Origin of the sequence: Lacrimispora sp. (genome assembly GCF_031982545.1) — a bacterium.
Taxonomy (GTDB): Bacteria; Bacillota; Clostridia; order Lachnospirales; family Lachnospiraceae; genus Lacrimispora.
The window spans coordinates 633,679-657,790 of sequence record NZ_DALYXB010000001.1; the positions used below are offsets into that span (position 1 = coordinate 633,679).

Here is a 24,112-nt window from a genome sequence, read left to right on the forward strand (position 1 = left end):
GGCATCATATTATTTCTGTCTGGGCATGTATAAGGCTGGTATACACAGAACCATTTTTCATCAGCTCCGTATGAGATCCTGCTTCCGCCACCTTTCCGTTCTCAAAAACATAGATCCTGTCTGCATTCTGAACTGTGGACAGACGGTGGGCAATAATAATTGTGGTTTTCCCCTGGCGTAATTCATCCATATTTCGTTGAATCTGACGCTCTGTCTCAAGATCCAATGCAGATGTTGCCTCATCAAGAATTAATACATCCGGGTCTGCTGCCAGGGCTCTTGCAAGGGAAAGTCGTTGCTTCTGACCGCCAGACAAGCTGATTCCCCGTTCCCCTATCATAGCATCATACCCAAGCTCCAGGTTCATAATATCATCATGAATCTGCACCAGCTTACAGATTTTCATCATTTTTTCATCTGTTATCCCACTTCTTCCAAACAATATGTTGTTTCGAATGGTATCCGGAAAAAAGTAAGGCTCCTGAAAAGCAATATTATAACAGGAATCGTAGTCATGTTCCTTTATCTCTTTCAATTCCAATCCATTGACTCGGATTGCTCCGTTTGAAGGCTCATAGAACCGAAGAAGCAGTCTTGCGACGGTTGATTTTCCACTTCCGCTGGACCCAACAATTGCTACTTTTTTACCAATTGGAATTGAGAATGTTAATTCATCCAGTACCTTTTGAGAACTTTCTGAATATTGAAAGGATACTTTATCAAAGGCAATTTCATCAATCTGATTCAAAGATTTTTCTCCGATCTCCGCTTCAGCACTTTCAATTACCGATCTGACACGCTCAATGCTGACTTCAAAAGAGGTCCAGCGTACATGAAATTCATAAACTGCCTGCAAAGAGGTGGTCATATTTAATGAATACTGATACAAAATCAAATATGTACCAAGAGTCATCTGATTATGCAATACCAGATATCCGCCGTATATTAATACTACAAGATTGGTTCCCCATCGAAGCGGAGCAGTCAAAAACAACTGTTCATTTATAATTTTTACTTCTTCCATTATTTTTGTATAATACTTTTTAAATAACCCATGATAAATCTTCTCTTCCCATCCCATTCGGTCATATGCAATTACTTCTCTTGTGGAAGAGATGCCCTCCTCAATATGAACCAGAAGATTGGTTCTGCTTTCTTTTACCTCTTTTGACTTGGACTTCATTCGCTCTTTGTAGCTTTTCCCTATGATAAAATATAAAATAATCATGACAGTCAGTATGATTAGTACCGAAGGACTTAAATATGCCATAGTGCCGATTAAGACAATTAGTTTAATCAGATCCTGAAGGGTAAGGGGCAAGCGGTAAACATTCTCGCCAATGGATTCCACATCATTTGTGAAATAATCCACATATCTTGTTATTCTCTCATTCTGGAACTGTGAAATGGGCATTCGGTACAATGCCTTCATTAATGCCGCTCCAACATCTACCCTCACTCCATATCCGATCTTATGAAGTATCCACTCTGACCAATAAGGGGTAACGGCTCCTGACAAAAATGCAATTGTAATAAATATAAGCAGCTTAGGAAGAAATTGATAATTTCCCTGTGTAAAAACAGAGTCAACGAACCATTTTTGAAGTCCGATCTTTGACATTTGAGCTATGATTTCTAAAATCATGATGATACAGGCACCCAGGAATGCCCACTTGCTTTTCTTAATAAATTTCCAGTACCAACGTATATGATTCATCAGCTGACTCCTTCTACGAGTTCGTAAAATAATCCTTTTTTATGTATCAGTTCTTCGTATGTGCCAATCTCAGCTGCTTTTCCATCCTGAACATAAACAATTTTATCATAATCCATAATCGTAGAAATACGATGAGCTATGGCTATGGTAGTCCTGCCTTTGCTTAACTGATCAAGGGCTTTCTTAATATAGGCTTCACTTACATTATCCAGTGCAGAAGTTGCTTCATCAAGCAGCAGAATGGCAGGATTTTTAATAAACATCCTTGCAATTGCAATTCTTTGTTTTTGTCCTCCGGATAATTTAATGCCCCGCTCTCCCACAAGTGTTTCATACTGCTGTTCCGTTTCCATAATAAACTCATGGGCGTAAGCCGCTTTTGCTGCCTGAATCACCTCTTCATCCGTGGCATCAGGGTTTCCAAACCGAATATTTTCTTTAATGGAAGACCCAAATAAATACGTCTCCTGAAAAACATATCCAATGCTGTTTCTAAGCTGGGATAAGGATAGATTCTTTAAGGATACTCCCTCCAGAGTGATGTCCCCTTCCTGGGGATCATAAAATCGGTCCAGTAATTTTAATACCGTTGATTTTCCATTTCCGCTCGCTCCCACAAAAGCGACACGCTCTCCAGATTTTATTTCCAGATTAAACTCCTTTAGCAGATCGGTTCGGTTTTGATAATGAAAAGATACATTCTGTAAGGAGAAATTTCCTGATATGTACGGAAGAATGCAAGGCTTTGCAGGTTCGGCTATATCTGGCTCAACTTTAATAAAGTCAAATAGTTTCTCTGCCTGTCCCAATAAATGCATCTGTTCCGTGAAAACATAGGATAATCCATTGATCTGACGCATAACCATCATAAAATAAAAGATGTACGCGCTAAATTCACCTACCGTCATTTCTCCATGCTTTACCAGATAAGAGCCAAATACAAAAAAACCGATATTACCAATACTGGTGGTAGCTACGCATAAGGCTGGCCGCAAAAGCCGAAAGAAAAGCGAACCAAGCCGGGCATCTTTGTAAGCCCTGAATGACTCTACAAACCTCCCTGTTTCCCACTCTCTTGCATGATACGCACGGACCTCCTGTATGGCACTTATGCTGTCATATGTCTTTTTATCCAGTGCCGTTTTTGTATCCGTCTGCTTTTTTAAAAATACCACTACTTTTTTATCAATATAAGGACCATAGGTAAAAAACAGCAGGTAGCTTCCCATAATAATCAAGGTAAAGCGGTAGTCCTTAATGGAAATGACAGCTAATGGAAAAATAATGGATAAAATCATATAAACCGTACCTGGAAAAAAGTCTCTGTATATACTTTGCACCGCAAGAACTTCTGTATTCAGCAAGGATAACGTCTCACCCACAGGTTTGCGTTCAAAATAGGAAAAACCAAGCCTCCGCAGATGGCGATACACCGAATACTGCAAATCTCTTGCCGTTTTTTCAGGCAGAGCCCTCTGCATTACATTGTTTATGGCAATAAATAGAAGCATAACTACGATTGCAGTAATTAAATATATGATTTGCCCGGTAAATGCCTCCGCATTTTGCTGCATTACCACCTTGTCAATAAAGACCTGGATAAAATATGGAATGGACATCTCACATAGAATAATACCCGATCCTGAAAGAATAAACAAAAGTAAAAGCCCTGTATAAGGCTTAAAAAATGATAATACCCAGAGATAGACTGACAGTCTCTTTTTATTATGCTGATTCATATTCCCCTCCCCATTTCTGTTCCGGATTTTTTCTAAACATTTTGCAGAGATGTGAAAAAATCGCTTAACTCAGTCTGCTCTTTTTTTCAATTTTGTTACCCCTCATTCAATACTTCTTCTCTGCTTAATCTACCCGGTTTTTAATTTCTATATAGTATACCATTAGTTTGATGAGCATACAATTATTATAAATAAGTAGAAGGCACAAATATGGGGTCCTCAAAAAAATATAGATATTATCTTAAAAAATTACTTTTAGTCATCACTTACAGCTTGTTATCTATCTCTATCATCAAAAACATTTATAAAATCAACGCGGTTTCTTCCGCACAAACCGTTGATGGAATTATAGTTCCGATCATTATGTATCATCAGGTAAAAGGCAGTGGTTTTGGCAATGATGTCATTAGCCCCTCTGAATTTGAAAGTGACTTAAAGTATTTAAAAGATAATAATTACAATACTATCACGATGACACAATTAATTGATTATGTTTATGACAAGAAAGATTTACCCCAAAATCCAGTCATTCTTTCCTTTGATGATGGGTATCTTAGTACCTATTTAAATGTTTATCCCCTGTTAAAAGAATACAATATGAAAATAGTTCTATCTATCATTGGAAAAAGTGTGGATGAGTTTTCCAAGGTAACGGATGAAAATATTGAATATTCTCATGTTACATGGGATGAAGTAAAAGAAATGCAGGAATCCGGACTGGTTGAAATGCAAAACCACTCCTATGGTTTGCATAAAATTTCAAAAGAACGCTATGGATGCAGTCAAATGGCAAATGAAACTCAGGAGCACTATGAAGAATTTATAGCGAATGATCTGAATATGCTGCAGGAAAAATTAATGGAAGTAACAGGCAGCTGCCCAACTACATTTACATATCCATATGGCAGATATAATGATAATCTGGAAAATATAATTAAAAAACTTGGTTTTAAAGCAACTGTAACTTGTAAATTTGGAGTAAATATAATAAATAATAATCCCGATACGTTGTTCAGTCTGAAAAGAATACGCAGGGCACATAATCAAAGTATTGGAACTATGTTAAAAGGGGGAATGGCTACCGTGAAAATCTCTCATAACTAAAAATCCTCCTCCTATAACAGAGGAGGATTTTCATTGTCATATGTTATCTCGATGTGTTGGAGAACAGAAACTTTTGTCCATGATCAGGAGTCCTGCTCCTCTTTGGTCTGTTCCTCTGATGAATTTAACACAGATTCCAGAGCTTGCTGGTATTCCTTTATTTTTGATAATTGTTCCTTCAATATCCCCAATACAAGCTCCTCTGTCTGTTTCTGTTTTTCAGGATCAGCATGCATAGCCGCTTCTGCTTGGGCAATCAGATCTTTTTTTGCCTCAATCTCTTTTCTGATCTTATCAGCTATATAATCCATACTTGTGACCACCTTTCCTAATATTGTATCAATAGCGTCGTTTTATTGCACACCAGGATGTTTCGAAGTGCCAGATTGTAACTGACATCAGTATCGGTCGCCAGCCCATAGTTCTGGTTGAACCGGATATTATTTTGTTCAATAATATTAAAGTTTGAAATGACTTCGATCTCATTCAGGTGTATAACCATTATATGCTGGGGCTTATCCAACGGTGAAATGCAAGCTGTCTCATTGTTTATACTTATCTACTATGCTATAATCATAAACAGATTTATAACTATGTTATATTAAGTATACTACCTAGTGGATATCAATTTCAAAGAGGGGGTAAAAGAGGAGGAAGCTTATGAATTGGGAGCCGTGGGCTGGTTGTTATCAAGCAAGTGAGGGTTGTACAAATTGTTATTTTTACGGACCGTATGGGAAACGCTATGGTCAAAATACCATACAAAAAACAGATGAATTCGATTGGCCCATAAGAAGAAATGCGAAAGGAGAATATAACATCAAAGGGAATAAAATCCTTGCAACCTGTTTTGCAACTGATTTTTTTCTTCCAGAAGCAGATGAATGGCGTAAAGCTGTTTGGGCTTTCATCAAAGAAAGAACTGATATAGAATTTTTAATTTTAACAAAGCGGATTGACCGTTTCCCTGTATCTCTTCCATCTGATTGGGGCACAGGGTATGACAATGTGAATATCGGTTGTACTGTGGAAAATCAGGAATTAGCCGATTACCGGCTTCCGTTATTTTTGTCCTATCCCATAAAGCGGCGCTTTATCGCATGTGCTCCGCTTTTAGAACCGATAAATCTAACCCCGTATCTTCATGGAGTGGAGCATGTGACCGTTGGTGGTGAATCCGGGCGAGAAGCTCGTGAATGTGACTATGAGTGGGTTCTTAATATCCGTGAACAATGCGTGAAAGCAAATAAAACATTTTGGTTCAAAAATACTGGATCGCTTTTTAAGCGTGAGGGCATAGTAGAAAAAATAAATCCGTTTAAACAAACAGCAAAAGCGAAAGAATTTGGTATTAATGTTTTAAATGGTCAAAAATTATTCTAACCATCTGATCGGCAGGTGGATTACCTGCCGATCAGACTGTTGAAAGCATAACCAATATATTTACTGATTTTCCTGTTCAAAGTTATAAAGTTCATCTTCCATACGCTCCAGTTCAATTTCAATAATTCCATTATCACGGCATACAAAATAATCCTTATCTCCTACCGCCTGCTTTCTTAAATTATTGCATTTAGGGTATATGTCTGCCAAGGTGGCATAGCAATATTTGTCTAATTTATTGACCGTAGTATCAAAACAATGCTTCTTGATAATGATCTCATCGCCTTTTTTAAAAACTGGGCAATAATTATTTTTCTTAACTACGGTCATTTTTATTACAGTTTGTGGCTTAAGTTCCATTTTTTATCCTCACTTTTGTATTATTAATATAGTCATATTCCATATATGGAAATATCTATGTATCCCTCTTCCGATACTTCTACACCTTCCGATATAAGAAGTTCTCTTTGAATCGCTGCATATCTGGCATCCGTGATTGATATCCTGCCCTTGGAGTTAATAATCCGGTGCCATGGAAGATCATATTTCTCAGTCATAGAATGGAGTATCCTGGCTACCTGCCTGGCACCTCTGTTATTTCCTGCAAACCTTGCAACCTGTCCATAACTCATGACTCTCCCGCATGGTATTCTCTTTATTATTACAAGCACTTCCTCAGTGAACTGTGTCATATCACTTCTCCTTAAAACGTCTAAATTTATACGCTATGATACTGCTCTGTCAGGCGAATCTATATTATTTTGATTACAAGCTGCCATTCCGATACTAAGCAGCAGCCACATAATGGGAGATGTAATCGGCACACTTATATTAACCACTGCCTGTGTAATATAGCAGATTATGGCAAAGCAGCAGCCTATTATATAAGGCTTTTTTACTACACTTTTCCACATTCGAGAGACTGCAGAACCCAGAAAAGTAACATAAGCGATTAAACCCATGGGCCCAATCGTAATGAAATACTGTAAATATTCATTATGGGCATTTTCAAAACGCTCTGGCATCTCTGCCCCAATTTTGCTAACGGTAAGTATTCCAAATGTGTCTGCCCCATGCCCGAATAATTTATGCATTGGCTTAAAATCTCTATATAATTCAAAGGATTTTCTCCATATATAGCCCCGGTTCGTTCCCCAGCTGTCATTAAACACCAGATACTTCCCTAATGTACCATACGTTTTTGCATTGCCTCCCACGTTTGCATGAAACATCAGAAAGACGGCCAGCAGCACGGAAAGCAACAGAAAACCAGCCCAGACATACACCAAAACCGGGCCAACCGGATCCGCCCAATTCCAACTATATTTACTCATAAGACAAAATGCAATATAAGCCCCCCACAGTCCTGCAACCACATATATCAGACCATTAAAATTAGTCAATATTTCAAATAAACTGTCCAGACCAATCACTGTATCCCCATAGGCCCGCTTAATAAAGTCAATGCATTGTATCACTGTTCCAAATGTTGCAATTATCAGCAGATAACGCCTGATCCCGTTTTTACTTTTAAATAATATCAGAGGCAGGAATCCAAATAAAGCGGCCAATGCCAGATAAGCATTATCACTCCTTCCCATGATAATTGCAAAAAAGCAAATTACCATACACAGATAACACCAGATTGCTCTTACCTGACTCTTTGTGATGGCAAACCACGCTGCTGCAACACCCAGAATCATAGCAATATAAGCTGTATAAAAATTTATATTTCCAATGGTTGAAGTAAATATATCCCAATGTTCGGGCGCAATATTATAACGGAACTTTAAAATATCCATTCTGAAATAATCGGTGATTCCAACATAGCATACCCCTATTCCACTAATTAGAAACAAATCCAGAATCCATACCTTTGCTTTCCAAAATCGGCTGATCATGAAATAGGTTGCTACATATAGTGTCAATAAAAACAGGCCGGAGTACCGTCCTTCATTACCCCAGAATGACTCATAAAAATAATCTGATTGCAACGTTGAAATAACAAGAATAATCCAGAACATAATAATCCATATGTCGGCCGCGCAAAATGTTTTCCTCCAATTCTTCGGCAGCAGTCTGGAAAAAAACAATTTTGTACGCTCCCACCCATTCTTTGAACTGTCAATTACCAGCATAATAATAGAAAAAAACAGACAAAGCGCTAACATGACCACTACGCAACCCCAATAAAACTGATATTTAAACACCAGGATATCTATATACGAGTTATTATATATCAGTGGAAAAACCAATATTAATAATATTGTAAAAAAGCTGATTACTACATTTATAACAGATGCATAAGCCTCAGAGAAGATATCACTATTCTTTTCTGTTTTTTCATAGTCTGATCTCATATTAAATCCCCCATTTTAAAATTGCTACTGTTATCCCACATTATTAATGCCAAATTCCATTACCTGACTCAGCATATCATATATCCATTACAGTATATTGGGGGATTATGAAAAAGATCAAGTGATTCTTTCTTAATATTTATGTAGATTATTTGAAGTTTTACGAATCCCTATGTAATTTTTCTTATTCTATATATGGTTTTGCAAATCTATTTTTATAAGCACCATTTTTTTTGAGATTTAAGTCCCAATAAAAATTTGTTAATCCGGTTAATGATAATATAGAATATAAAATTTGTGTACTTTTAGACAGGTATTCCGATTTTTCATATTCTTTCTTCAGGCTTAAATCCATAATTCCTTTGTCCGCATACGTTCTCCCTATTTGCTCCATCTGATCAAATAACCTCTTATTGGCTTTTTCGGGTTTCATCTGAATGCCTTCCAATCCGCCTTTTATGATTGTTCCATCAAAGGATACCCCCAGCCTTTTTGTAATTAACTCAAGATAGGGTCTCAAATAGTACGACTGACTGGTCTCAGGGAATCCGGACTGCACGAAAAATGCCATATGTACTTCTTTGTTGTGAAATGGCTTCAGCAGTTCAAAAAATTTCATTACCGAGCCTGGCATAGCATGAACATAGAGCGGAAAAACAAATAAATTATTTTCAGCAGAGCTGAAATTATCTGCCCACATTTTATGTTCTTTCGTATTGATCAGATTCCTTACCACGATATTTTCAGCCCCTTGTTCTCTCATTCCCGTCATTATCTTTTCTATAATTAACTTACTGTTGGAATGATTCCCTCTTGGAGAGCCATTATAAATCACCCATTTACCGGTTGGCTTTCTTTCAATAACTTCCCTTGCCAGAACTTCATCTGTTGGTTTTGCAATTTCTACATCAGCTGTCCGTATGCTGTTGCTTTCATATAACAATTCTTTACAGGGGCTTTGAAAATGGTATGCCATCCGCGCAAGATAATTATTGATGACCATTACTTCCTCATTACTTAATCCGTCTTTTTCAAAATAGAAGTTAATAATTGGGTATTTATCATATCTTTTTAAGTGTCCGCATTCACCATTTCTTAACTTGATGTAGGGTAAATAATGTTGTATTAATCGATCCAGAAATGTTTTTCCTTTGCCATCAATAAAACCATTTACCGTATGAAAAAGAATGACCACTTCATCACTGTTTATATAGTCTTTATATAATTTATCAGCACCATCCTTTAAAGCACATGTTCCGGGAGTCTTCCACCAGCAGCTCCAGCAACCAATGCAATCCATTATTTCGGTATCCATAGTATCATAGACAACTATCTTCGTTTCTTTTTTTGTTTCCATATAATATTTCTTAATTTCCTGAGCCAGTAATTCATTATCCTTACAGATCCCCAAATCAAATACAGACACCATTATGACTCCTCCTCAATCCTTTTGATATAATCTTCAAACCACTCTGTAACAAAATCAGAATACGCCAGACCAAACTCCAGAGCATCATTTTCATATTTAGACGGCTTATGGTTTTCTATGGTTAGCCCCATTCCCTCAAGCCGTAAATCCCCCTCAGCTCTTATATTTACCAGGTCTCTACGCATATCCTTAAAGTTATTAATATGAATCTTGATGGATTCCAACCGTTCCTCTTTGGTTAACTCATGAAAGAAAAACATTTTTAGTAATTGTGTGGACTTATACTTATCTGAACCCCAATCCTGCCTCATTAACATGCTAAATCGTTCTCTTCCAGAATCTGTAATGCTATATAATTTTTTTGTCCTGTTATTTTTGACTTCTTCCTTTGAAGTTATATATCCATTTTTCTCAAGTTTCACTAAGGACGGATGGATTGCTCCCTGACTTGTGCTTGTGAAATATTCGGTGCTTCTTTCCATTCCCTTTTTTATGTCGTATAAGGTGAGAGGATGATAATTAGATAAAAATCCTAATATGATCAGTTCTATCATGTAATTACTCCTTTGTTGGATTAAGTATAATATGTCGTTTAGACATATTACTATTTGAACACTACTCTTATTTCTGTATTTTGTCAAGTTGTTTTAAATCATTACTTAAATATAATAGATCATGAGATTCCAGATGATACAAATTATGAAAACGGGATAGAAACCGTTGTGAATAAGAGTTATAAAATAATAAATCAGATAGTCTCTTCCATTTATAATAATGAACGACTATCTGATTCGTATTTAAAGTCATTTATAGAATTCCTCATTGTCCAATTTATCCAGTGCTTGGAAAACTAAAATATCCGTAAAAGACTGTATGCAGTCCACTTACATCATTCAATATAAGTTGTCCACTTTCCGCAATTATTACACAAATAGACCGCATAGTCTATAATATCATCAGCTTTATCTAAATCCAACGTAACCATTTCATTGTTTTTAATTAAGCCTATATTTTTTTGCCAAACACTGAAATTTTCCTTCCCACAATTAGGGCACTCTGAATCACACTTTCCCATATGTTCAAAGTCATCAACAGTGATTCCATTCTCTTTCAAAAGCTTTACAACTGCTTCTTCGTAGCCAGTTTCTGAATAGCCCATTATTAAATCTTCCAAATTTAAAAATTCACCCATAAAATCCTCCTGTTGATCTTTAAATACATATCCTGATTAAAGCGTATCTTTAATAATATAGCTCAAAGGGCATAAGCATACAAGCCATAATCACTTTTATATCATATTATTCTCATAATTGTGCAGCCTATTAACTGTGGTTGCGGCATTGTTACGATAAGTAACAGTGGGGTTACGATGTGTGTATGGACTAATATGGTCCTTTGTTGTATGCTTTTGTAAAACGTTTAGAAAAGAGGATATTATATGACATTAGGAGAAAAAATCAAACGCTTGAGAACTGAAAAGGGAATTACGCAGGAAACACTGGCAGAAGAAGTTAATGTGTCTCGTTCCGCTATTGCTAAGTGGGAAACAAATAGTGGTGTCCCAGAAGTAAGTAATCTCATAATGATATCAAGAATTTTCGATGTTAGTGTTGACGAATTGGTGGATGATACAAAAATGATTGATAAAACAGATGTTAAGGCTGAAAAAAAATCAGATTGTTCCGAGTATGCAGGTAACTTTTATGATATCGAACTAAATGGGTGGAATGATGGGGTTGAAGATATTCTTATTATTAATGAGGATGAAGATTTTTTATTCTACCAAAAGCCATTAAAAAGGGAAAATGTGTTCGGACTGATTGGGAAAAAATATATTACATCGTTAAAAGCGTCGAAACCATCTGATATTTCACAAAAAGATAGTAAGATAATAGATAGAAATTATTTTTGCAGTAAGCATGTATTCGTTGAATTAGCTGTAAAAGAAGGTTTCATAAAAGGATTTTTTGATTTTCGCAATGATGATTATCAAGATGTTGTCATCCAGTCTTTTACTGATTCAAATGTTCTGTTAAAGTTTGGAAAAGAAATAGATATTAACACGATCTCTAAAATAGAGGAATTAGAGGTAATGGCTTGACCAGAATATTTCTTCATTTTCGTATGCCAGCATTGACACAACTAACCAATACGCCTTTGTTCTTTCATAATTCTATGATGTGCAAAAGCATATACAACATAGCTGATTAATAGAGGAAAATAAAAATTAACAATTCTGCTTAAGACCATAGCAGAGGGGAGCTGATCCCCTTGATAAAACTGACCAAACACGTTTAAATATGCTTTTTCTGCAATTCCTACTGAACCTGGAAGGGGGACTGCGGCAACTGCAATATTAATAAATGACTGACCTGCCATCAGATCAAAGCAATCATTCTTCCTGTAGCCGAAGCTTAAGTATACCAGGTATGATACAAGACAGTATGCAATCCATTGAAATACTGTGATCACAAATACCTTTAAAAACAAATCCGGATTTTTTATAATCAATCTGGACTTTTCACGGTAAGAAATTATTAAAAGATCAAACTTTTCTTTAATCTCTTCTGGTTTTTTAAACAGATGGAGTTTTTTGCCCAGCTTTAAAACAAGGTCAATGAGAAATGGGATAACAATTCTGGAAAACATCAATGCTGATAAAACAGCCGTCAGGGAAAGCATAACACCTGTTCCTGCAAGTAACAGCCAGATAAACCAGCGTGCCGACTTAGCTAATATATTAAATCTCAGCAACGCAAATACTCCCCCCATCAAGACAATTACAATCTGGCTGACAAAAACCATTAAAAATATTGTGATGGCAGAGATATCAACATAGATTTTATCTTTATTCATGTAATACATCTGGGCAGGCTGCCCTCCGCACGCTCCAGGAGTTATTGCGCTAAAATAATTTCCAATGTACGCATAATCAATACAATTTTTATAGGAAACCTCCTGTTTTAATCGATGCATAATCATATAGAAATTCATGGCCTGACACCCTGCATAATAAAACATCAATGCAATTCCGGTAATAAGATATAAAAAATGCACACTTCCAGCCACTTTCACTAATTCTTTAATGGAATACTCTTTTAAAAGAACTGAAATAGTGACAGCCATTAAAGAGGTCATAACTAAGATGCTTCTTATCTGGTTTTTTTTACTGATTATTTTATCCCGCATAATTAATCCCTCATGTTGAAGTTGATACTTTTTATTATTACCAGAGCAGGCAAATCCTATGTTAAATGTCTTAAATAGATTAATAACGGCTTTATTCCAAAAAACGCCAGAACAATACCAACCACCATATTCATAAATTGCATGATAATCTGCGGTAAAAAGCCGCCTAATGCACTTCCCACAAATGCAACAGCTGTTAAGAAAATTATAGTAGCCATAATACAACCAGAAGCAAAGAAAAAAAGTTGTTTTTTATTCCACTGGTTTTCTACCATTTGTGTGGAAAACATTCCGCTCCAAAAAACAATGGTCAAAGGATTAGATGCCGTAAGCAGCAATCCCTGAACAAAGAGATTCTCACCTGATACGTTGGAAAACAGTGGGATATGAGGCATAAAAGACAGATCAAATACACCTGCTATCGTGTTTGCGCCAAATAAAACCAGCACAAGACCTCCAATCAGTTTTATAACTTCATTTGTTTTTCCCTTATTGATAATAGCAGCAACGCCAACACAGGATAACGCAATATATAAAGCATCAACAAGTGCAATTGCAAGAACAAGGTGCAAGCCGTATATAGCCCCGTATGTTGTAGAGGTGTGAAACACCATTAAACAGATTGGCCCAATGGCTAATTGCAATAACATACCAAATCTAAGTCCTTTTAGAATCAAATCGTTACCTCTTTAAAAATTTATTTCTTCTTTCAGAGTGATAAGTGAAATAATAGTGTTGGAGCCTGAGACACCTTTTATTTTTTTTAGTATCTTTGATAAAAATTCTTCCAGCGCCTGCGTATCTTCGACGATAACCTTCAACAAATAATCATAATTGCCCGCGACGTGATGGCATTCTAAAACACAATTATATTGCACAATGACATTTCTAAAGCTATCAATATTTTCTGTTTCATCTATATTAACAAAGATGAATGCTAAGAGACGTTTTTCTATTTTGTTTCGATTTATTTTAATCGTGTATTGCTGAATCACCTCTGCCTGTTCCAATTTTCTAATTCGTTCGGCAACTGCTGGAATAGACAGATTTACTTTTCTACTGATTTCAGATGCAGTGGCCCTTCCGTTTTCTTTAAGCTCATTAAGTATGGCATAATCAATCCCATCCATTATCATCCCTCCTTTCGTTAATCTTATCATGCTCTTTACTATTAGTAAATATTGGTTATAAATACGATAAAATATTAAGTTTCAGACATATAAACTTAAAATTACGAAATAATGCACCAGCTTTTTATACGCTCACTTACATATCTTCAATTTAGCTTTTCATCTGCAGAAAAAAGCGACCACTATTATTGTGATCGCTCTTCGTAAGAACTTTATAGTTTTTTTGAAAGCCTATTCAATATCTTCTCCATTGGATGCAATTACTTTTTTATACCAGTAAAAAGAATCTTTCCGCAATCTTCCAAGACTTCCATTGCCCTCGTTATCTTTGTCAACATAGATAAAACCATATCTTTTCTTCATTTCTCCAGTTGAAATACTAACTAAATCAATACAGCCCCAGGGAGTGAATCCGATTAAGTCAACGCCGTCTCTGATTGCCTCTTCCATCTGTTTGATGTGTTCTCTGAGATAATCGATCCGATAGGAATCATGAATGGTGTTGTCTTCTTCCAATACATCAACTGCACCTAGTCCGTTTTCAACTACCATCATTGGAATCTGATAGCGGCCATATAAATCGTTAAGGAGGTAACGGAGACCCTGTGGGTCAATTTGCCAACCCCAGTCACTTGCTTTTAAGTATGGATTTTTTACTCCCATAACGACATTGCCTGATGTTTTCTTAGCTTCTTCATCTGCTGTTGTACAAGTACTCATATAATAACTAAAGCTGTAAAAATCAACGGTTCCCTGTTTTAGTACATCTAAATCATTGTCTTTTATTACAATTGAGATTCCCATTTCTTCAAAGATACGATTCGTGTAATATGGGTATTCGCCTCTTACCTGCACATCACCGCAGAAATAGTTCATTCTCATTTCCTTCTGGGCTAATACAACATCGTCCGGATTACAGGTATAGGGGTAGATTGCTCCTCCTGCAACCATACAGCCTATTTTGAATGCAGGATTAATTTTATGGCCAAGAACAACTGCCTTTGCGCTGGCGACAAACTGATGATGGGTTGCCTGGAATCTTTTTTGCTTCTGTTCTCTTGTAGGAACAGCTGAAAAATCCTGTAATGGACCGTCTTCGCTTTGAATTCCCCCGGACAGAATATCACCGACTCCCATCATCATACAGTTTATTTCGTTAAAAGTAAGCCAGTACGTAACCAGATCCTTATATTCTTTAAATACTGTCTGGCAAAAATTCAGGTAAAAATTAATACAGTCACGGCTTAGCCAGCCACCATATCTGTCCATTAAGTAATATGGTATTTCGTAATGTGAAATCGTTACCAATGGCTCTATTCCATATTTTCTGCATTCTTCAAAAACTTCCCTGTAGAAATCCAGACCTTTTTGGTTCGGTTCTGCCTCATCACCTTTTGGAAAAATTCTGGTCCAGTTAAGAGATAATCGAAATACCCGGAAGCCCATTTCGGCAAATAATGCGATGTCCTCTTTATATCTATGGTAAAAATCAATCGCTTCGTGAGAAGGATAATTGTTTTCGCTCTTAATTTCATTGGTAAAATAACGTGGTGTACTTACAGTCCCTGCTGTAATATGGTCGCAAACGCTATCCCCTTTCCCATCTTCCAGCCAGCCTCCCTCAAACTGATTGGCCGCCGTGGCTCCACCCCACAAAAAATTCTTTGGAAAACTCATTGTGATTCCTCCTAATTATTGATATATACTCTCGCCTTTATAAATAACCAGAGTAGTTACAAAAGTTACAATGATACCCAGAATAATACTAATAACCATAAATATAAAGTTAGAACTTTTGGGTCCCACAAAGCCTGTGATACCAAGGATCCCCGCACTCCCGCCTAAACTGTACATATACACCTTCATTAAACCTGCGAAAGCTGCTGAACAAAAATTACCAAACATAGAAGCATATAATGGCTTCTTCAATTTCATATTAATACCAAACATAGCCGGTTCTGTTACACCGCCAAAAATGGCAGTTATTGCACTGGATCCCGCGGTTGATTTTGTTGCTTTATCTTTACATTTAAATGCGACTGCTGCAGCTGCGGCACCTTGATTAATATTTGATAAAACGTTTGCAGTGGCAACAATTGGTTCATAACCAAAGGTAACTAATGACTGGAACATATATGGAAATAATGCACCATGCATACCAGTAAGAACTAATAGTGGATAAATGGTTGCCAATACTGCCACTCCAAAGAAACCGGTTGTTTTATACAACCACATAATTGCTGTTGCTAAATAATTTCCAAGGAAAGCACCTGCGGGGCCTATTAATCCTAAGGTTAATGGAAGCATAACTAATATGGTTCCAAGAGGTACTACAATTGCCTTTATTGATTCTGGTGCTATTTTTTTGAAAAACCGTTCTACATGGGACATCACATAGACTGTCATAATAATAGGAAAAATAGTATTCGTATAGCTTGCTGCGTATACAGGAATTCCAAAAATACTCATAGGTACAGAACCTGCCACATTTGCTACCATGGTAGGATGGATCATAATTGCTCCAAGTAGCATACCAAGGCCCATATTTGCTTTGAATTTATTAGCAGATGTTGCACCTAAAAATATGGGAAGGAAATAAAATCCTGCATCTGATGCAAAAGTAAGTACTGCATGAGTCGGCATATCCGGAGTTAATAATCCAGTCAGCTCACCTAAGATAATCACAACTTTCAGCATACCTGCACCAATGATGGCAGGAAGCAGAGGAATTAAACTGCCTGTAATTCCATCGATTATTGCAGCAAAGCTGATTTTTTTCTTCTTCCCTTTATCTAAATTTTCATCAATGGCTTTTTCCATCTGAAAGCCAGCTTTAGCAGCAACAATGCTGTATACTTCACCAACAGATTGTCCGATAATAATTTGTAATTGCTCGTTGGACCACTGTGCTCCAACAATACCCGGGAGCTTTTGTATTTCAGACAGATTTATAATGCTTTTATCCTTTAATTGAAATCTAAGACGTGTCATACAATGCCCCAAATAGCTGATGTTGTCCTTTCCACCAACTAACTCTAACACGTTTACAGCCAGTTCATCATATTTTTCTTTTTTTGACATATCCGTTCTCCTTTTTTTGTGTTCCTTTTCAAACTCCGAGGAAATAAAAAAACCGAGGGAACGCACAATATCAGTGCGTTTACCCTCGGTTATGCCTCCATTACGAGTGACAATCCTTAGATTAATCCTTATTTTATTAATACGACAGGTGTTCTTGTTACTATCTTGTGATTAGTATAGGGGAAAAGAGTTATTATGTCAATGTAATATATTTCATAAAATCACAAATACTATTTTGTACAATATATACAATCCTCATATTCAATTTTCACTGCCGCTAAACTAAACTTAATTTACATCACATCTTCTTTTTCAACGTTATGCACAGTAAGAAATCCGCAAATCAGGGAAACACCAAATAAAAATACGGGAAGAATCATATTTGCCCTTAAAGTCAGATCTCCTATGTTTCCATTCATAACTGAAAACAATAAAAATGAAGTAATAATAACTGCTCTCGATGACTTCATCAATTTCCCTATATATAAAGGGATAAACGCCAGAGTCACAGTAAGAACCGTCTTTAAAATGTTCTGTAAGTAAAAATTTACACTTAGCACATCATAGCCGAGAGGTAAGCCAGTCCCCACCCCCGAGGATAAGTCCAGGAGCAGGCAAATAAACAGTTTCCCAAGGAAAAGAGCCGCCGCACAGAAAATCCATACTGCCATCATCTGAGATAGTATTATTTTTTTTCTGGAGATGGGATAGCAAAACATCAGACTCTGAGTTTTATTATTATACGCTTTGATAATGAAGGAAGACAACATGGAAGAAGTAAAAACCAAAAACACGAGATTGGTAAGCAAATCAATTTGCACTGCCATATTCTCTAGCTCAGGCACTGATTCGGATGTTCCTAATTCATCAATGGGAACGTTAAAACACATTGCAAATAAAAGAAGTCCAAGGACTACAATTATAACTGCCTGTTTGATTATATATTTTTTCATAGGATACTTTTTCCATTCCAGCCTGATTAATTTCCACATTCGCTCTCACCCCCTGTGACTTTCAGAAAATACTCCTCCAGAGACTCTGTCTGAGAATGAAATCCCTGAATTTCTATCTGATTTTCCGTTAACGCCTTCATAATCTCCCGTGACGCAGCTTGTTTTGTATAGACCCTGATCAGACTGTTATTTAAAACTTTGAAGTTGGAAATATTGAGGCACTCTGTTAAAACATAGGAAGCCCTGGTTATTTCCGATGTTTTGATTTCCAGATACTCAAGCCCCTTATCCGTAAGCTCTTTCATCGAAATTTCTTTTACCAGTCTGCCTTTATGAATGATTCCTATGGTATGTGCAAGGCTTTCAATTTCAGAGAGCAGATGACTTGAAATAAGAATGGTCATCTCATACTCTTTACACAGCATACGGAACAGATCGCGGAACTGTTTCATACCAGCCGGATCCAGGCCATTTGTTGGTTCATCTAACACCAGAAATTCCGGCTTCGTAAGAACAGCTCTTGCAATACCCAGCCGCTGCTTCATTCCCAGTGAAAATTCTTTTACCTTTTTTCCCCTGTTATCTGACAAAGACAGCAGGGACATTGCTTTTTCTACACTGTCAGGACTGTAATACCCCATGTATTCACAGTGCAGCTTTAAATTCTCTTCCGCCGTCAGTTCATTGTAAAACACTGGAAACTCAATCATGCTGCCCATACGTTTCAAAAATGAATATGAATCAGGGAGCAGTTTCTCACCAAATAAAACAATATCTCCTGAAGTTGGTTTCCATTGATTGGTGATCATCTTCATCACCGTAGTTTTTCCTGCACCGTTGGGTCCAAGAAAGCCATAAATTTCTCCTTTGGCAATATGCATGTTCAAATCGGATACAATGGTCTCTGCTCCGATTTGTTTGGTTAAATGATTGGTTGTTAAAATCGTCTGCATTTTGTCACTTCCTTTCATACCCATAATTCTAGCAAGTGATTTCTTCAAAACTCTTGAATAAATCTTACGAATTTCTTTCTTGAACTAATAATCCAGCTGCTGGAGTTTTAAAGTAAATACGGTTTCCTCGTTCTGAATACTCCTTAATGTCAGTGTACCATTGATTTTTTCTGCCAGACTTTTTGCTATGGTAAGGCCTAATCCATTGCCCTGGATCTCCCGGTTCCTGGAATCTTCCAACGTATAGAGGCGGTCAAATACGCGGGGAATTTCCGTATATGCAATTCCCTTCCCATGATCAGCCACATCCACAAACACAAAGTTATCTTCCTTGCGAAGGGTCAGTCCCAGGTAATGCCCTGCATCCCCATAGCGGATTGCATTGCTGATCAGATTATTAAGAATGCGTCCCAACGCTTCCCGGTCTGCATAAACGAAAACAGGAGACTGAGGAATATCGATGCTCACATTAAAATCTTTCTCCGTTAAGATATAATAAAAATCAACAATGATCTCCCGGCAGAATTCATTTAAATCTATTTTAGACATCGTCAGCATTGTATCACCGGCTTCCAGCTTTGCCAGTGTGAAAAACTGGTCAATCTGTTCTTTTAATTCATTGGCTTTATGAGAGACCTTTTTTATCATACTCTTTTCAAATGTCTCCTGCATTAAAAGCATTTCCAGATAACCGATAATAACAGTCAGTGGCGTCTTCAGATCATGTGAAATATTGGAAAGCATCCGTTTGATATTCAGTTCTGATCTGCGATAACCGGCATTTGCATTCTGCCTGTCTTCCAGGATACGGTTAATCTGTACCAATAGATGTTTGATTTCCTTATCTTCTGTAAATAACATCACTTTTTCATTGGTATCCTCATCTAAAATACGCTCCAGTTCATCACTGACAGTCTGAATTTGTTTTAACGTTCTTCTATTTAACAGAGACATGGTTTTACTCCTTTGCACTTCCCAGCTTGTACCCGATTCCCCAAACGGTCAGGATATACTGCGGCTTCCTGGGATCATCCTCAATCTTTGTACGAAGGCGGCTGATATGAACATTGACTGCGTTTTCATCACCTAAATAATCATCCTGCCATATAAAAGAATAAAGCTGCGCCTTGGTATAAACCTTTTTGGGATTGGAAAGAAGAAGACGAAGGATTTCATATTCCTTTGCCGTCAGTTCCACGGCCAGCCCGTTTTTATGCACCGTATGATTTTCCAGATTCATTTCCAGATCTCCCAAACCCAAACAAACCTCAGGGGTTTCCATTCCGGATGAATACTGGGTAGTACGCCGCAGATTTGCCTTTACTCTGGCAAGCACCTCGGTAAGGGAAAATGGTTTTGTAATATAATCATCCGCTCCCAGTCCCAATCCAAAAATCTTATCCGATTCGGTGTCTTTAGCGGACAGAATTATAATTGGAACCACACTTTCCTTTCTAATCCGTTTCATAACCTCCAGTCCGCTGATTTTAGGCAGCATCAGATCTAAAATCACCAGGTCATAGGAACCGCTGAAAAATGTCTTTACCGCCTGTTCTCCATCAAAGGTGCCCTGGACTTCAAAGCCCTCCATCTGGAGAAAATCAATCAGCATCTCACTGATTTCCCTGTCATCTTCTACCAATAATATCTTCATCTTTCAATTTTCCTCTCTTCATAGAGCAAAAAAAGGTGTTCCCAATATTATTCTGAGAACACCTTTATATTATAACGGTATAATCATAATTTCAGACTATATTGTCCTCTACACCAACATCTTATCATAACTCTAATAGAAAGATATATTAATTTTATAAAAATATAGCTCAAAAATATAAGAAAGAAAATGAGCCAGATTGGAGGAGAATTTGAGGTTTACCCCATAACGTTATTTGATACTGAAACCCTGCTGTTTTTCATCTCAGACCATTTACGCCATACAATTAATACGAGTACAAGGGAGGATGTGATCAGTATTGCCAGTAATCGAATCTCAAAAAGAAACATGGGTCCTCCATACAATATGCCAAAGTTGATTTGAGTATTGGGGTACATAGGGGTAAAATAGCTGATCACTTTAAATGGATCCGGCATGATCTGCAGTGGCATGGTTCCACCTCCGGCGATTGTCTGGGCAAGCATCAGTGGTATATTGATAAAGATACCGTTTTGCCCAAAGAATAATGAGAATATTAAAGTAAACTGGAACGCTGTTATCTGCATAAAAACCTGCTGTAAATAAATGATTATCAACTTTTGCATAGAAATTGAAATTAAGATTCTTGCCATAATTACTCCAAACAAAGGCGCAACAACGGCGATAACACATCCTGTGATTTCAACATATTGAAAAGCCTTCCACGTTCCTATAATAGGGATAAAAGCGAGGAAAATATTCATCAGTACAATCGCTACAACCATAGAAGACGCGTAAGCTGCAATAGACAAAAATGAAGGTGTCATTACATAATCCATACTGCCGGGTGCTTTGTTGATATAAACATTATTCTGTACTACGGAATTATTCAATTGTTCCGTAATCTGCTCCTGCTCCGTAATCGTGACATTGAGTGATTTCAGTATGTTCGTTAATTTACCCTGATTGATGGCCTGGTTAAAATTATCTGTTACAGATTTGGCAACCGCCTCCATAGTATTTATAACCGTAGTCGTATTTGATTCATCAATATAAAAATCAATTGTGGATTTTCCTGTTTCCAGGTTACTCACAAAATTTTCAGGAATAACAATAATCATTTGTATTCGCCGGCTATCCAGTTCCTCTTTGCTCTCGGTTAACTCCTTATCAGTAATCACTTTACTGAATGATTTGGACAAAGTGGGCACAAGTTGTTTTTCGATTGCTTCCCCTTTATCACCATCTTGATTTACTACATTAATCGCAAGTTGATTCACCCCATTTGGCAGAACGTGATAGCCGTAAATATAAAGTCCCACCATGGCAATCTGATAAAAAACTGCCAGAATAATGGCATAGACAACACCTTTACTTAACAAAAACTTAGTAAGCTTCATTTTAACCTCTCCCGTCCCTGAATATTATCTCGTTTATGGGAATCTGCTCGTGACAATAGGGGCATTCTCCAGATTTACTTTCTTGTGTATCGGCAAAAGACTCATCTTGCTGGCTTATTGCAACTCCATACTCTGCTGCTAATTGCCTGCCTGTAAATGCAGCCACACCTTTATTGACGTCTGTTTTTTTGAAGACCACTGACGACAACGGAATCGCTTTATGGCAGTGCGGACACACACCAGGCCGGTTATGACGGGCGCCGTTAACTTCCACTTCTCCCTGTTGTGTTCTAATTCTTATATTTCTTTTCGATTCAGACAAACTTTTATCCATGCTATTTTCCATATAGATCACCTTTCCTCTCTTTTATATTTTCATACTATCACGTGACGTTACGTCGTCAGCAAGTATTTTTTTTAAACATTTTATAAAAATTCAGACTGAGGTGCATATACATAAACCTTGACATATATTGTCATGGTTCCTATACTATAATTATGACACAGGAGGTGGTTGTTTGAAAGAAAGTCGACTGTTTAAGATTATCTACTTTATTTTAGAAAAAGGACGGGTTACTGCTCCAGAACTGGCAGAAAAATTCGAAGTTTCCGTCAGAACAATTTATCGTGATGTAGATGTGATTAGTAGCGCTGGTATTCCCATTTACGTTACAACCGGCAGAAGTGGTGGAATACAAATTCTTGACAACTATGTTTTGGATAAAGCCTTTTTTTCGGATAAAGAAAAGCACGATATCCTATCCGCCTTGCAAAGTTTGTCCGTTATCGATAACACCTATGAACGAGAGCTGTTAACAAAACTCTCTGCACTTTTTAACACACAGCCAGAAAACTGGATTGAAGTAGATTTTAGCCGCTGGAGCAGCAAAACACAGGATAATGCTAAGTTTGAGCAATTAAAAAATGCAACTATCAACCACAAAGTCGTGACGATTGTTTATGTAAGTTCCTACTTCAAAAAAACAAAGAGAAACATCCAGCCTCTGAAACTTTATTACAAATCAAAAGAATGGTATGTAAAAGCCTATTGTACAGAAAAAAATGATTTTCGTCTTTTTAAAATAAATCGTATTATCGATTGTGAAATTTTGGATGAGGATTTTATTCCTGTTGAATTTCCTGAGTTACAAGATGCAGAGCAGAATGGCTATAACAAAATTGTACTTCGCTTCCCGAAGGAAATGGCTTACCGTGTCTATGACGAGTTTACTGAGGATGAAATTACTAAACAGGAAAACGGCGATTTTATTGCGGCTGCCTATATGCCGGAGGATACATGGCTGATTGGATATCTTCTTTCTTATGGTGTGTATGTAGAAGTGATTGAGCCTGCTTATTTACGTAAGGTTTTGTCTGATGAAGCAAAGAAAATTTACGAAAAATATAAACCTTGACAGATGATGTCAGAGTTTATGTGTTATTATTTTATTATAGCGATACAAACTATAATATTAGGAGGATTATTACATGGGCAGAGCAGCAACAAAGTCAGATCTGATAGCATCGGCAAATAGCAATTTTGAAAAACTGAATATGCTTATTTCCGGATTGACAGAGAAAGAATTGTCAGCTCCATTTGATTTTACAGCAGACATTAATAAGAAAGAAGCGCATTGGGGCAGGGATAAAAATCTACGAGATGTTCTGATACATCTCTATGAATGGCATCAGCTGCTGCTTAATTGGGTTCAGACAAATATAAATGGAGAAGACAAACCATTTATTCCAGAGCCTTATAACTGGAAAACTTATGGAGCTATGAATGTAGAGTTTTGGAAAAAGCATCAAAACACATCATTAGACGATGCAAAGAACTTGTATGAAAAATCACATGCCGATGTGATAAAGTTAGCGGAAAAGTTTTCTAATGAAGAGCTTTTTTCGAAAGATATTTATAAATGGGTTGGCGGAAGCACTTTAGGTTCGTATTTTGTCAGCACTACAGCAAGTCATTACGATTGGGCCGTAAAAAAACTAAAGGCGCACAAAAAAAGGTGTCTAAATATGTAGGGGAAACGTA

25 protein-coding genes are annotated in these 24,112 nt (G+C 37.0%); 5 read left to right on the forward strand and 20 right to left on the reverse strand.

Translation table 11 applies throughout. From position 1 onward, the window contains the following. Positions 1 to 4: 4 nt before the first annotated feature. Positions 5 to 1,717, reverse strand: coding sequence for an ABC transporter ATP-binding protein (locus ABS301_RS03075; protein WP_349670797.1), 1,713 nt, complete (start codon positions 1,715 to 1,717; stop codon positions 5 to 7). Beyond that, positions 1,717 to 3,456, reverse strand: a complete 1,740-nt coding sequence (locus ABS301_RS03080; protein ID WP_349670798.1) for an ABC transporter ATP-binding protein — start codon at positions 3,454 to 3,456, stop codon at positions 1,717 to 1,719. Before ABS301_RS03080 ends, ABS301_RS03075 begins: the two co-directional genes overlap by 1 nt. A 210-nt stretch (positions 3,457 to 3,666) precedes the next feature. Between ABS301_RS03080 and ABS301_RS03085 the strand changes: the two genes are divergently transcribed. Beyond that, the gene (locus ABS301_RS03085; protein WP_349670799.1) at positions 3,667 to 4,560 is read left to right on the forward strand and encodes a polysaccharide deacetylase family protein; all 894 of its coding nucleotides are present in this window, start codon (positions 3,667 to 3,669) and stop codon (positions 4,558 to 4,560) included. 83 nt (positions 4,561 to 4,643) lie between these two features. On the opposite strand, the gene ABS301_RS03090 is transcribed toward ABS301_RS03085, so the two are convergent. After that, entirely contained in the window at positions 4,644 to 4,871 is a 228-nt protein-coding gene (locus ABS301_RS03090) for a hypothetical protein (RefSeq protein WP_349670800.1), read from the reverse strand. A 349-nt stretch (positions 4,872 to 5,220) separates the two neighbouring features. On the opposite strand from ABS301_RS03090, the gene ABS301_RS03095 reads away from it, so the two are divergent. Then, on the forward strand, positions 5,221 to 5,943 hold the full coding sequence (locus ABS301_RS03095; protein WP_349670801.1) for a DUF5131 family protein: 723 nt from the start codon (positions 5,221 to 5,223) through the stop codon (positions 5,941 to 5,943). Between the two features lie 60 nt (positions 5,944 to 6,003). On the opposite strand, the gene ABS301_RS03100 is transcribed toward ABS301_RS03095, so the two are convergent. The 6 genes from ABS301_RS03100 to ABS301_RS03125 form a co-directional block, all read right to left on the reverse strand. After that, the gene (locus ABS301_RS03100) at positions 6,004 to 6,303 is read right to left on the reverse strand and encodes a hypothetical protein (RefSeq protein ID WP_349670802.1); all 300 of its coding nucleotides are present in this window, start codon (positions 6,301 to 6,303) and stop codon (positions 6,004 to 6,006) included. 32 nt (positions 6,304 to 6,335) lie between these two features. Further along, positions 6,336 to 6,635 carry an MGMT family protein gene (locus tag ABS301_RS03105; protein ID WP_349670803.1) on the reverse strand — a complete coding sequence of 100 codons (300 nt, stop codon included), beginning with the start codon at positions 6,633 to 6,635 and terminating at the stop codon, positions 6,336 to 6,338. Between the two features lie 33 nt (positions 6,636 to 6,668). Further along, on the reverse strand, positions 6,669 to 8,303 hold the full coding sequence (locus tag ABS301_RS03110) for an O-antigen ligase family protein (protein WP_349670804.1): 1,635 nt from the start codon (positions 8,301 to 8,303) through the stop codon (positions 6,669 to 6,671). Positions 8,304 to 8,487: 184 nt separating this feature from the next. Then, positions 8,488 to 9,732 carry a flavodoxin family protein gene (locus ABS301_RS03115; RefSeq protein ID WP_349670805.1) on the reverse strand — a complete coding sequence of 415 codons (1,245 nt, stop codon included), beginning with the start codon at positions 9,730 to 9,732 and terminating at the stop codon, positions 8,488 to 8,490. Next, positions 9,732 to 10,286 (reverse strand): PadR family transcriptional regulator, encoded by a 555-nt coding sequence (locus ABS301_RS03120; protein ID WP_349670806.1) that lies wholly within the window; start codon positions 10,284 to 10,286, stop codon positions 9,732 to 9,734. Before ABS301_RS03120 ends, ABS301_RS03115 begins: the two co-directional genes overlap by 1 nt. Positions 10,287 to 10,621: 335 nt before the next feature. Next, on the reverse strand, positions 10,622 to 10,924 hold the full coding sequence (locus ABS301_RS03125; RefSeq protein ID WP_349670807.1) for a hypothetical protein: 303 nt from the start codon (positions 10,922 to 10,924) through the stop codon (positions 10,622 to 10,624). A gap of 246 nt (positions 10,925 to 11,170) precedes the next feature. On the opposite strand from ABS301_RS03125, the gene ABS301_RS03130 reads away from it, so the two are divergent. Beyond that, positions 11,171 to 11,833, forward strand: a complete 663-nt coding sequence (locus tag ABS301_RS03130; RefSeq protein ID WP_349670808.1) for a helix-turn-helix domain-containing protein — start codon at positions 11,171 to 11,173, stop codon at positions 11,831 to 11,833. 41 nt (positions 11,834 to 11,874) lie between these two features. On the opposite strand, the gene ABS301_RS03135 is transcribed toward ABS301_RS03130, so the two are convergent. From ABS301_RS03135 to ABS301_RS03185, 11 genes are all read right to left on the reverse strand, one after another. After that, a complete protein-coding gene (locus ABS301_RS03135) occupies positions 11,875 to 12,921 on the reverse strand; it encodes a lysylphosphatidylglycerol synthase transmembrane domain-containing protein (RefSeq protein ID WP_349670809.1) in 1,047 nt (348 codons plus the stop codon). A gap of 56 nt (positions 12,922 to 12,977) precedes the next feature. Then, a complete protein-coding gene (locus ABS301_RS03140) occupies positions 12,978 to 13,598 on the reverse strand; it encodes a LysE family translocator (RefSeq protein ID WP_349670810.1) in 621 nt (206 codons plus the stop codon). Positions 13,599 to 13,610: 12 nt separating this feature from the next. Next, positions 13,611 to 14,051, reverse strand: coding sequence for an Lrp/AsnC family transcriptional regulator (locus ABS301_RS03145; protein WP_349670811.1), 441 nt, complete (start codon positions 14,049 to 14,051; stop codon positions 13,611 to 13,613). Between the two features lie 231 nt (positions 14,052 to 14,282). Beyond that, positions 14,283 to 15,728, reverse strand: coding sequence for a glycoside hydrolase family 1 protein (locus tag ABS301_RS03150; RefSeq protein ID WP_349670812.1), 1,446 nt, complete (start codon positions 15,726 to 15,728; stop codon positions 14,283 to 14,285). 15 nt (positions 15,729 to 15,743) lie between these two features. Then, the gene (locus ABS301_RS03155; RefSeq protein WP_349670813.1) at positions 15,744 to 17,132 is read right to left on the reverse strand and encodes a PTS transporter subunit EIIC; all 1,389 of its coding nucleotides are present in this window, start codon (positions 17,130 to 17,132) and stop codon (positions 15,744 to 15,746) included. A 293-nt stretch (positions 17,133 to 17,425) separates the two neighbouring features. Beyond that, the gene (locus ABS301_RS03160) at positions 17,426 to 18,124 is read right to left on the reverse strand and encodes an ABC transporter permease (protein ID WP_349670814.1); all 699 of its coding nucleotides are present in this window, start codon (positions 18,122 to 18,124) and stop codon (positions 17,426 to 17,428) included. Then, entirely contained in the window at positions 18,112 to 19,038 is a 927-nt protein-coding gene (locus ABS301_RS03165) for an ABC transporter ATP-binding protein (protein WP_349670815.1), read from the reverse strand. The genes ABS301_RS03160 and ABS301_RS03165 overlap by 13 nt, the downstream gene beginning before the upstream one ends. An 84-nt stretch (positions 19,039 to 19,122) precedes the next feature. Then, entirely contained in the window at positions 19,123 to 19,992 is an 870-nt protein-coding gene (locus tag ABS301_RS03170; RefSeq protein ID WP_349670816.1) for a sensor histidine kinase, read from the reverse strand. Positions 19,993 to 19,996: 4 nt separating this feature from the next. Then, positions 19,997 to 20,692 carry a response regulator transcription factor gene (locus tag ABS301_RS03175; protein WP_349670817.1) on the reverse strand — a complete coding sequence of 232 codons (696 nt, stop codon included), beginning with the start codon at positions 20,690 to 20,692 and terminating at the stop codon, positions 19,997 to 19,999. 218 nt (positions 20,693 to 20,910) lie between these two features. Beyond that, a complete protein-coding gene (locus ABS301_RS03180; protein WP_349670818.1) occupies positions 20,911 to 22,071 on the reverse strand; it encodes a YhgE/Pip domain-containing protein in 1,161 nt (386 codons plus the stop codon). A 1-nt stretch (position 22,072) separates the two neighbouring features. After that, positions 22,073 to 22,417, reverse strand: a complete 345-nt coding sequence (locus ABS301_RS03185; RefSeq protein WP_349670819.1) for a hypothetical protein — start codon at positions 22,415 to 22,417, stop codon at positions 22,073 to 22,075. Between the two features lie 172 nt (positions 22,418 to 22,589). On the opposite strand from ABS301_RS03185, the gene ABS301_RS03190 reads away from it, so the two are divergent. Next, on the forward strand, positions 22,590 to 23,486 hold the full coding sequence (locus ABS301_RS03190; RefSeq protein WP_349670820.1) for a helix-turn-helix transcriptional regulator: 897 nt from the start codon (positions 22,590 to 22,592) through the stop codon (positions 23,484 to 23,486). A gap of 73 nt (positions 23,487 to 23,559) precedes the next feature. Continuing rightward, positions 23,560 to 24,102 (forward strand): ClbS/DfsB family four-helix bundle protein, encoded by a 543-nt coding sequence (locus ABS301_RS03195; RefSeq protein ID WP_349670821.1) that lies wholly within the window; start codon positions 23,560 to 23,562, stop codon positions 24,100 to 24,102. Positions 24,103 to 24,112: the final 10 nt, after the last annotated feature.

What these genes read in the sequence shown, in the direction of transcription:
- ABS301_RS03080 (WP_349670798.1), bottom strand. Translation starts at nt 3,456, where the DNA reads ATGAATCAGCATAATAAAAAGAGACTGTCAGTCTATCTCTGGGTATTA.
- ABS301_RS03075 (WP_349670797.1), bottom strand. Translation starts at nt 1,717, where the DNA reads ATGAATCATATACGTTGGTACTGGAAATTTATTAAGAAAAGCAAGTGG.
- ABS301_RS03090 (WP_349670800.1), bottom strand. Translation starts at nt 4,871, where the DNA reads ATGGATTATATAGCTGATAAGATCAGAAAAGAGATTGAGGCAAAAAAA.
- ABS301_RS03125 (WP_349670807.1), bottom strand. Translation starts at nt 10,924, where the DNA reads ATGGGTGAATTTTTAAATTTGGAAGATTTAATAATGGGCTATTCAGAA.
- ABS301_RS03170 (WP_349670816.1), bottom strand. Translation starts at nt 19,992, where the DNA reads ATGTCTCTGTTAAATAGAAGAACGTTAAAACAAATTCAGACTGTCAGT.
- ABS301_RS03165 (WP_349670815.1), bottom strand. Translation starts at nt 19,038, where the DNA reads ATGCAGACGATTTTAACAACCAATCATTTAACCAAACAAATCGGAGCA.
- ABS301_RS03120 (WP_349670806.1), bottom strand. Translation starts at nt 10,286, where the DNA reads ATGATAGAACTGATCATATTAGGATTTTTATCTAATTATCATCCTCTC.
- ABS301_RS03095 (WP_349670801.1), top strand. Translation starts at nt 5,221, where the DNA reads ATGAATTGGGAGCCGTGGGCTGGTTGTTATCAAGCAAGTGAGGGTTGT.
- ABS301_RS03115 (WP_349670805.1), bottom strand. Translation starts at nt 9,732, where the DNA reads ATGGTGTCTGTATTTGATTTGGGGATCTGTAAGGATAATGAATTACTG.
- ABS301_RS03160 (WP_349670814.1), bottom strand. Translation starts at nt 18,124, where the DNA reads ATGTGGAAATTAATCAGGCTGGAATGGAAAAAGTATCCTATGAAAAAA.
- ABS301_RS03085 (WP_349670799.1), top strand. Translation starts at nt 3,667, where the DNA reads ATGGGGTCCTCAAAAAAATATAGATATTATCTTAAAAAATTACTTTTA.
- ABS301_RS03130 (WP_349670808.1), top strand. Translation starts at nt 11,171, where the DNA reads ATGACATTAGGAGAAAAAATCAAACGCTTGAGAACTGAAAAGGGAATT.
- ABS301_RS03150 (WP_349670812.1), bottom strand. Translation starts at nt 15,728, where the DNA reads ATGAGTTTTCCAAAGAATTTTTTGTGGGGTGGAGCCACGGCGGCCAAT.
- ABS301_RS03185 (WP_349670819.1), bottom strand. Translation starts at nt 22,417, where the DNA reads ATGGAAAATAGCATGGATAAAAGTTTGTCTGAATCGAAAAGAAATATA.
- ABS301_RS03110 (WP_349670804.1), bottom strand. Translation starts at nt 8,303, where the DNA reads ATGAGATCAGACTATGAAAAAACAGAAAAGAATAGTGATATCTTCTCT.
- ABS301_RS03195 (WP_349670821.1), top strand. Translation starts at nt 23,560, where the DNA reads ATGGGCAGAGCAGCAACAAAGTCAGATCTGATAGCATCGGCAAATAGC.
- ABS301_RS03155 (WP_349670813.1), bottom strand. Translation starts at nt 17,132, where the DNA reads ATGTCAAAAAAAGAAAAATATGATGAACTGGCTGTAAACGTGTTAGAG.
- ABS301_RS03135 (WP_349670809.1), bottom strand. Translation starts at nt 12,921, where the DNA reads ATGCGGGATAAAATAATCAGTAAAAAAAACCAGATAAGAAGCATCTTA.
- ABS301_RS03100 (WP_349670802.1), bottom strand. Translation starts at nt 6,303, where the DNA reads ATGGAACTTAAGCCACAAACTGTAATAAAAATGACCGTAGTTAAGAAA.
- ABS301_RS03180 (WP_349670818.1), bottom strand. Translation starts at nt 22,071, where the DNA reads ATGAAGCTTACTAAGTTTTTGTTAAGTAAAGGTGTTGTCTATGCCATT.
- ABS301_RS03145 (WP_349670811.1), bottom strand. Translation starts at nt 14,051, where the DNA reads ATGGATGGGATTGATTATGCCATACTTAATGAGCTTAAAGAAAACGGA.
- ABS301_RS03175 (WP_349670817.1), bottom strand. Translation starts at nt 20,692, where the DNA reads ATGAAGATATTATTGGTAGAAGATGACAGGGAAATCAGTGAGATGCTG.
- ABS301_RS03105 (WP_349670803.1), bottom strand. Translation starts at nt 6,635, where the DNA reads ATGACACAGTTCACTGAGGAAGTGCTTGTAATAATAAAGAGAATACCA.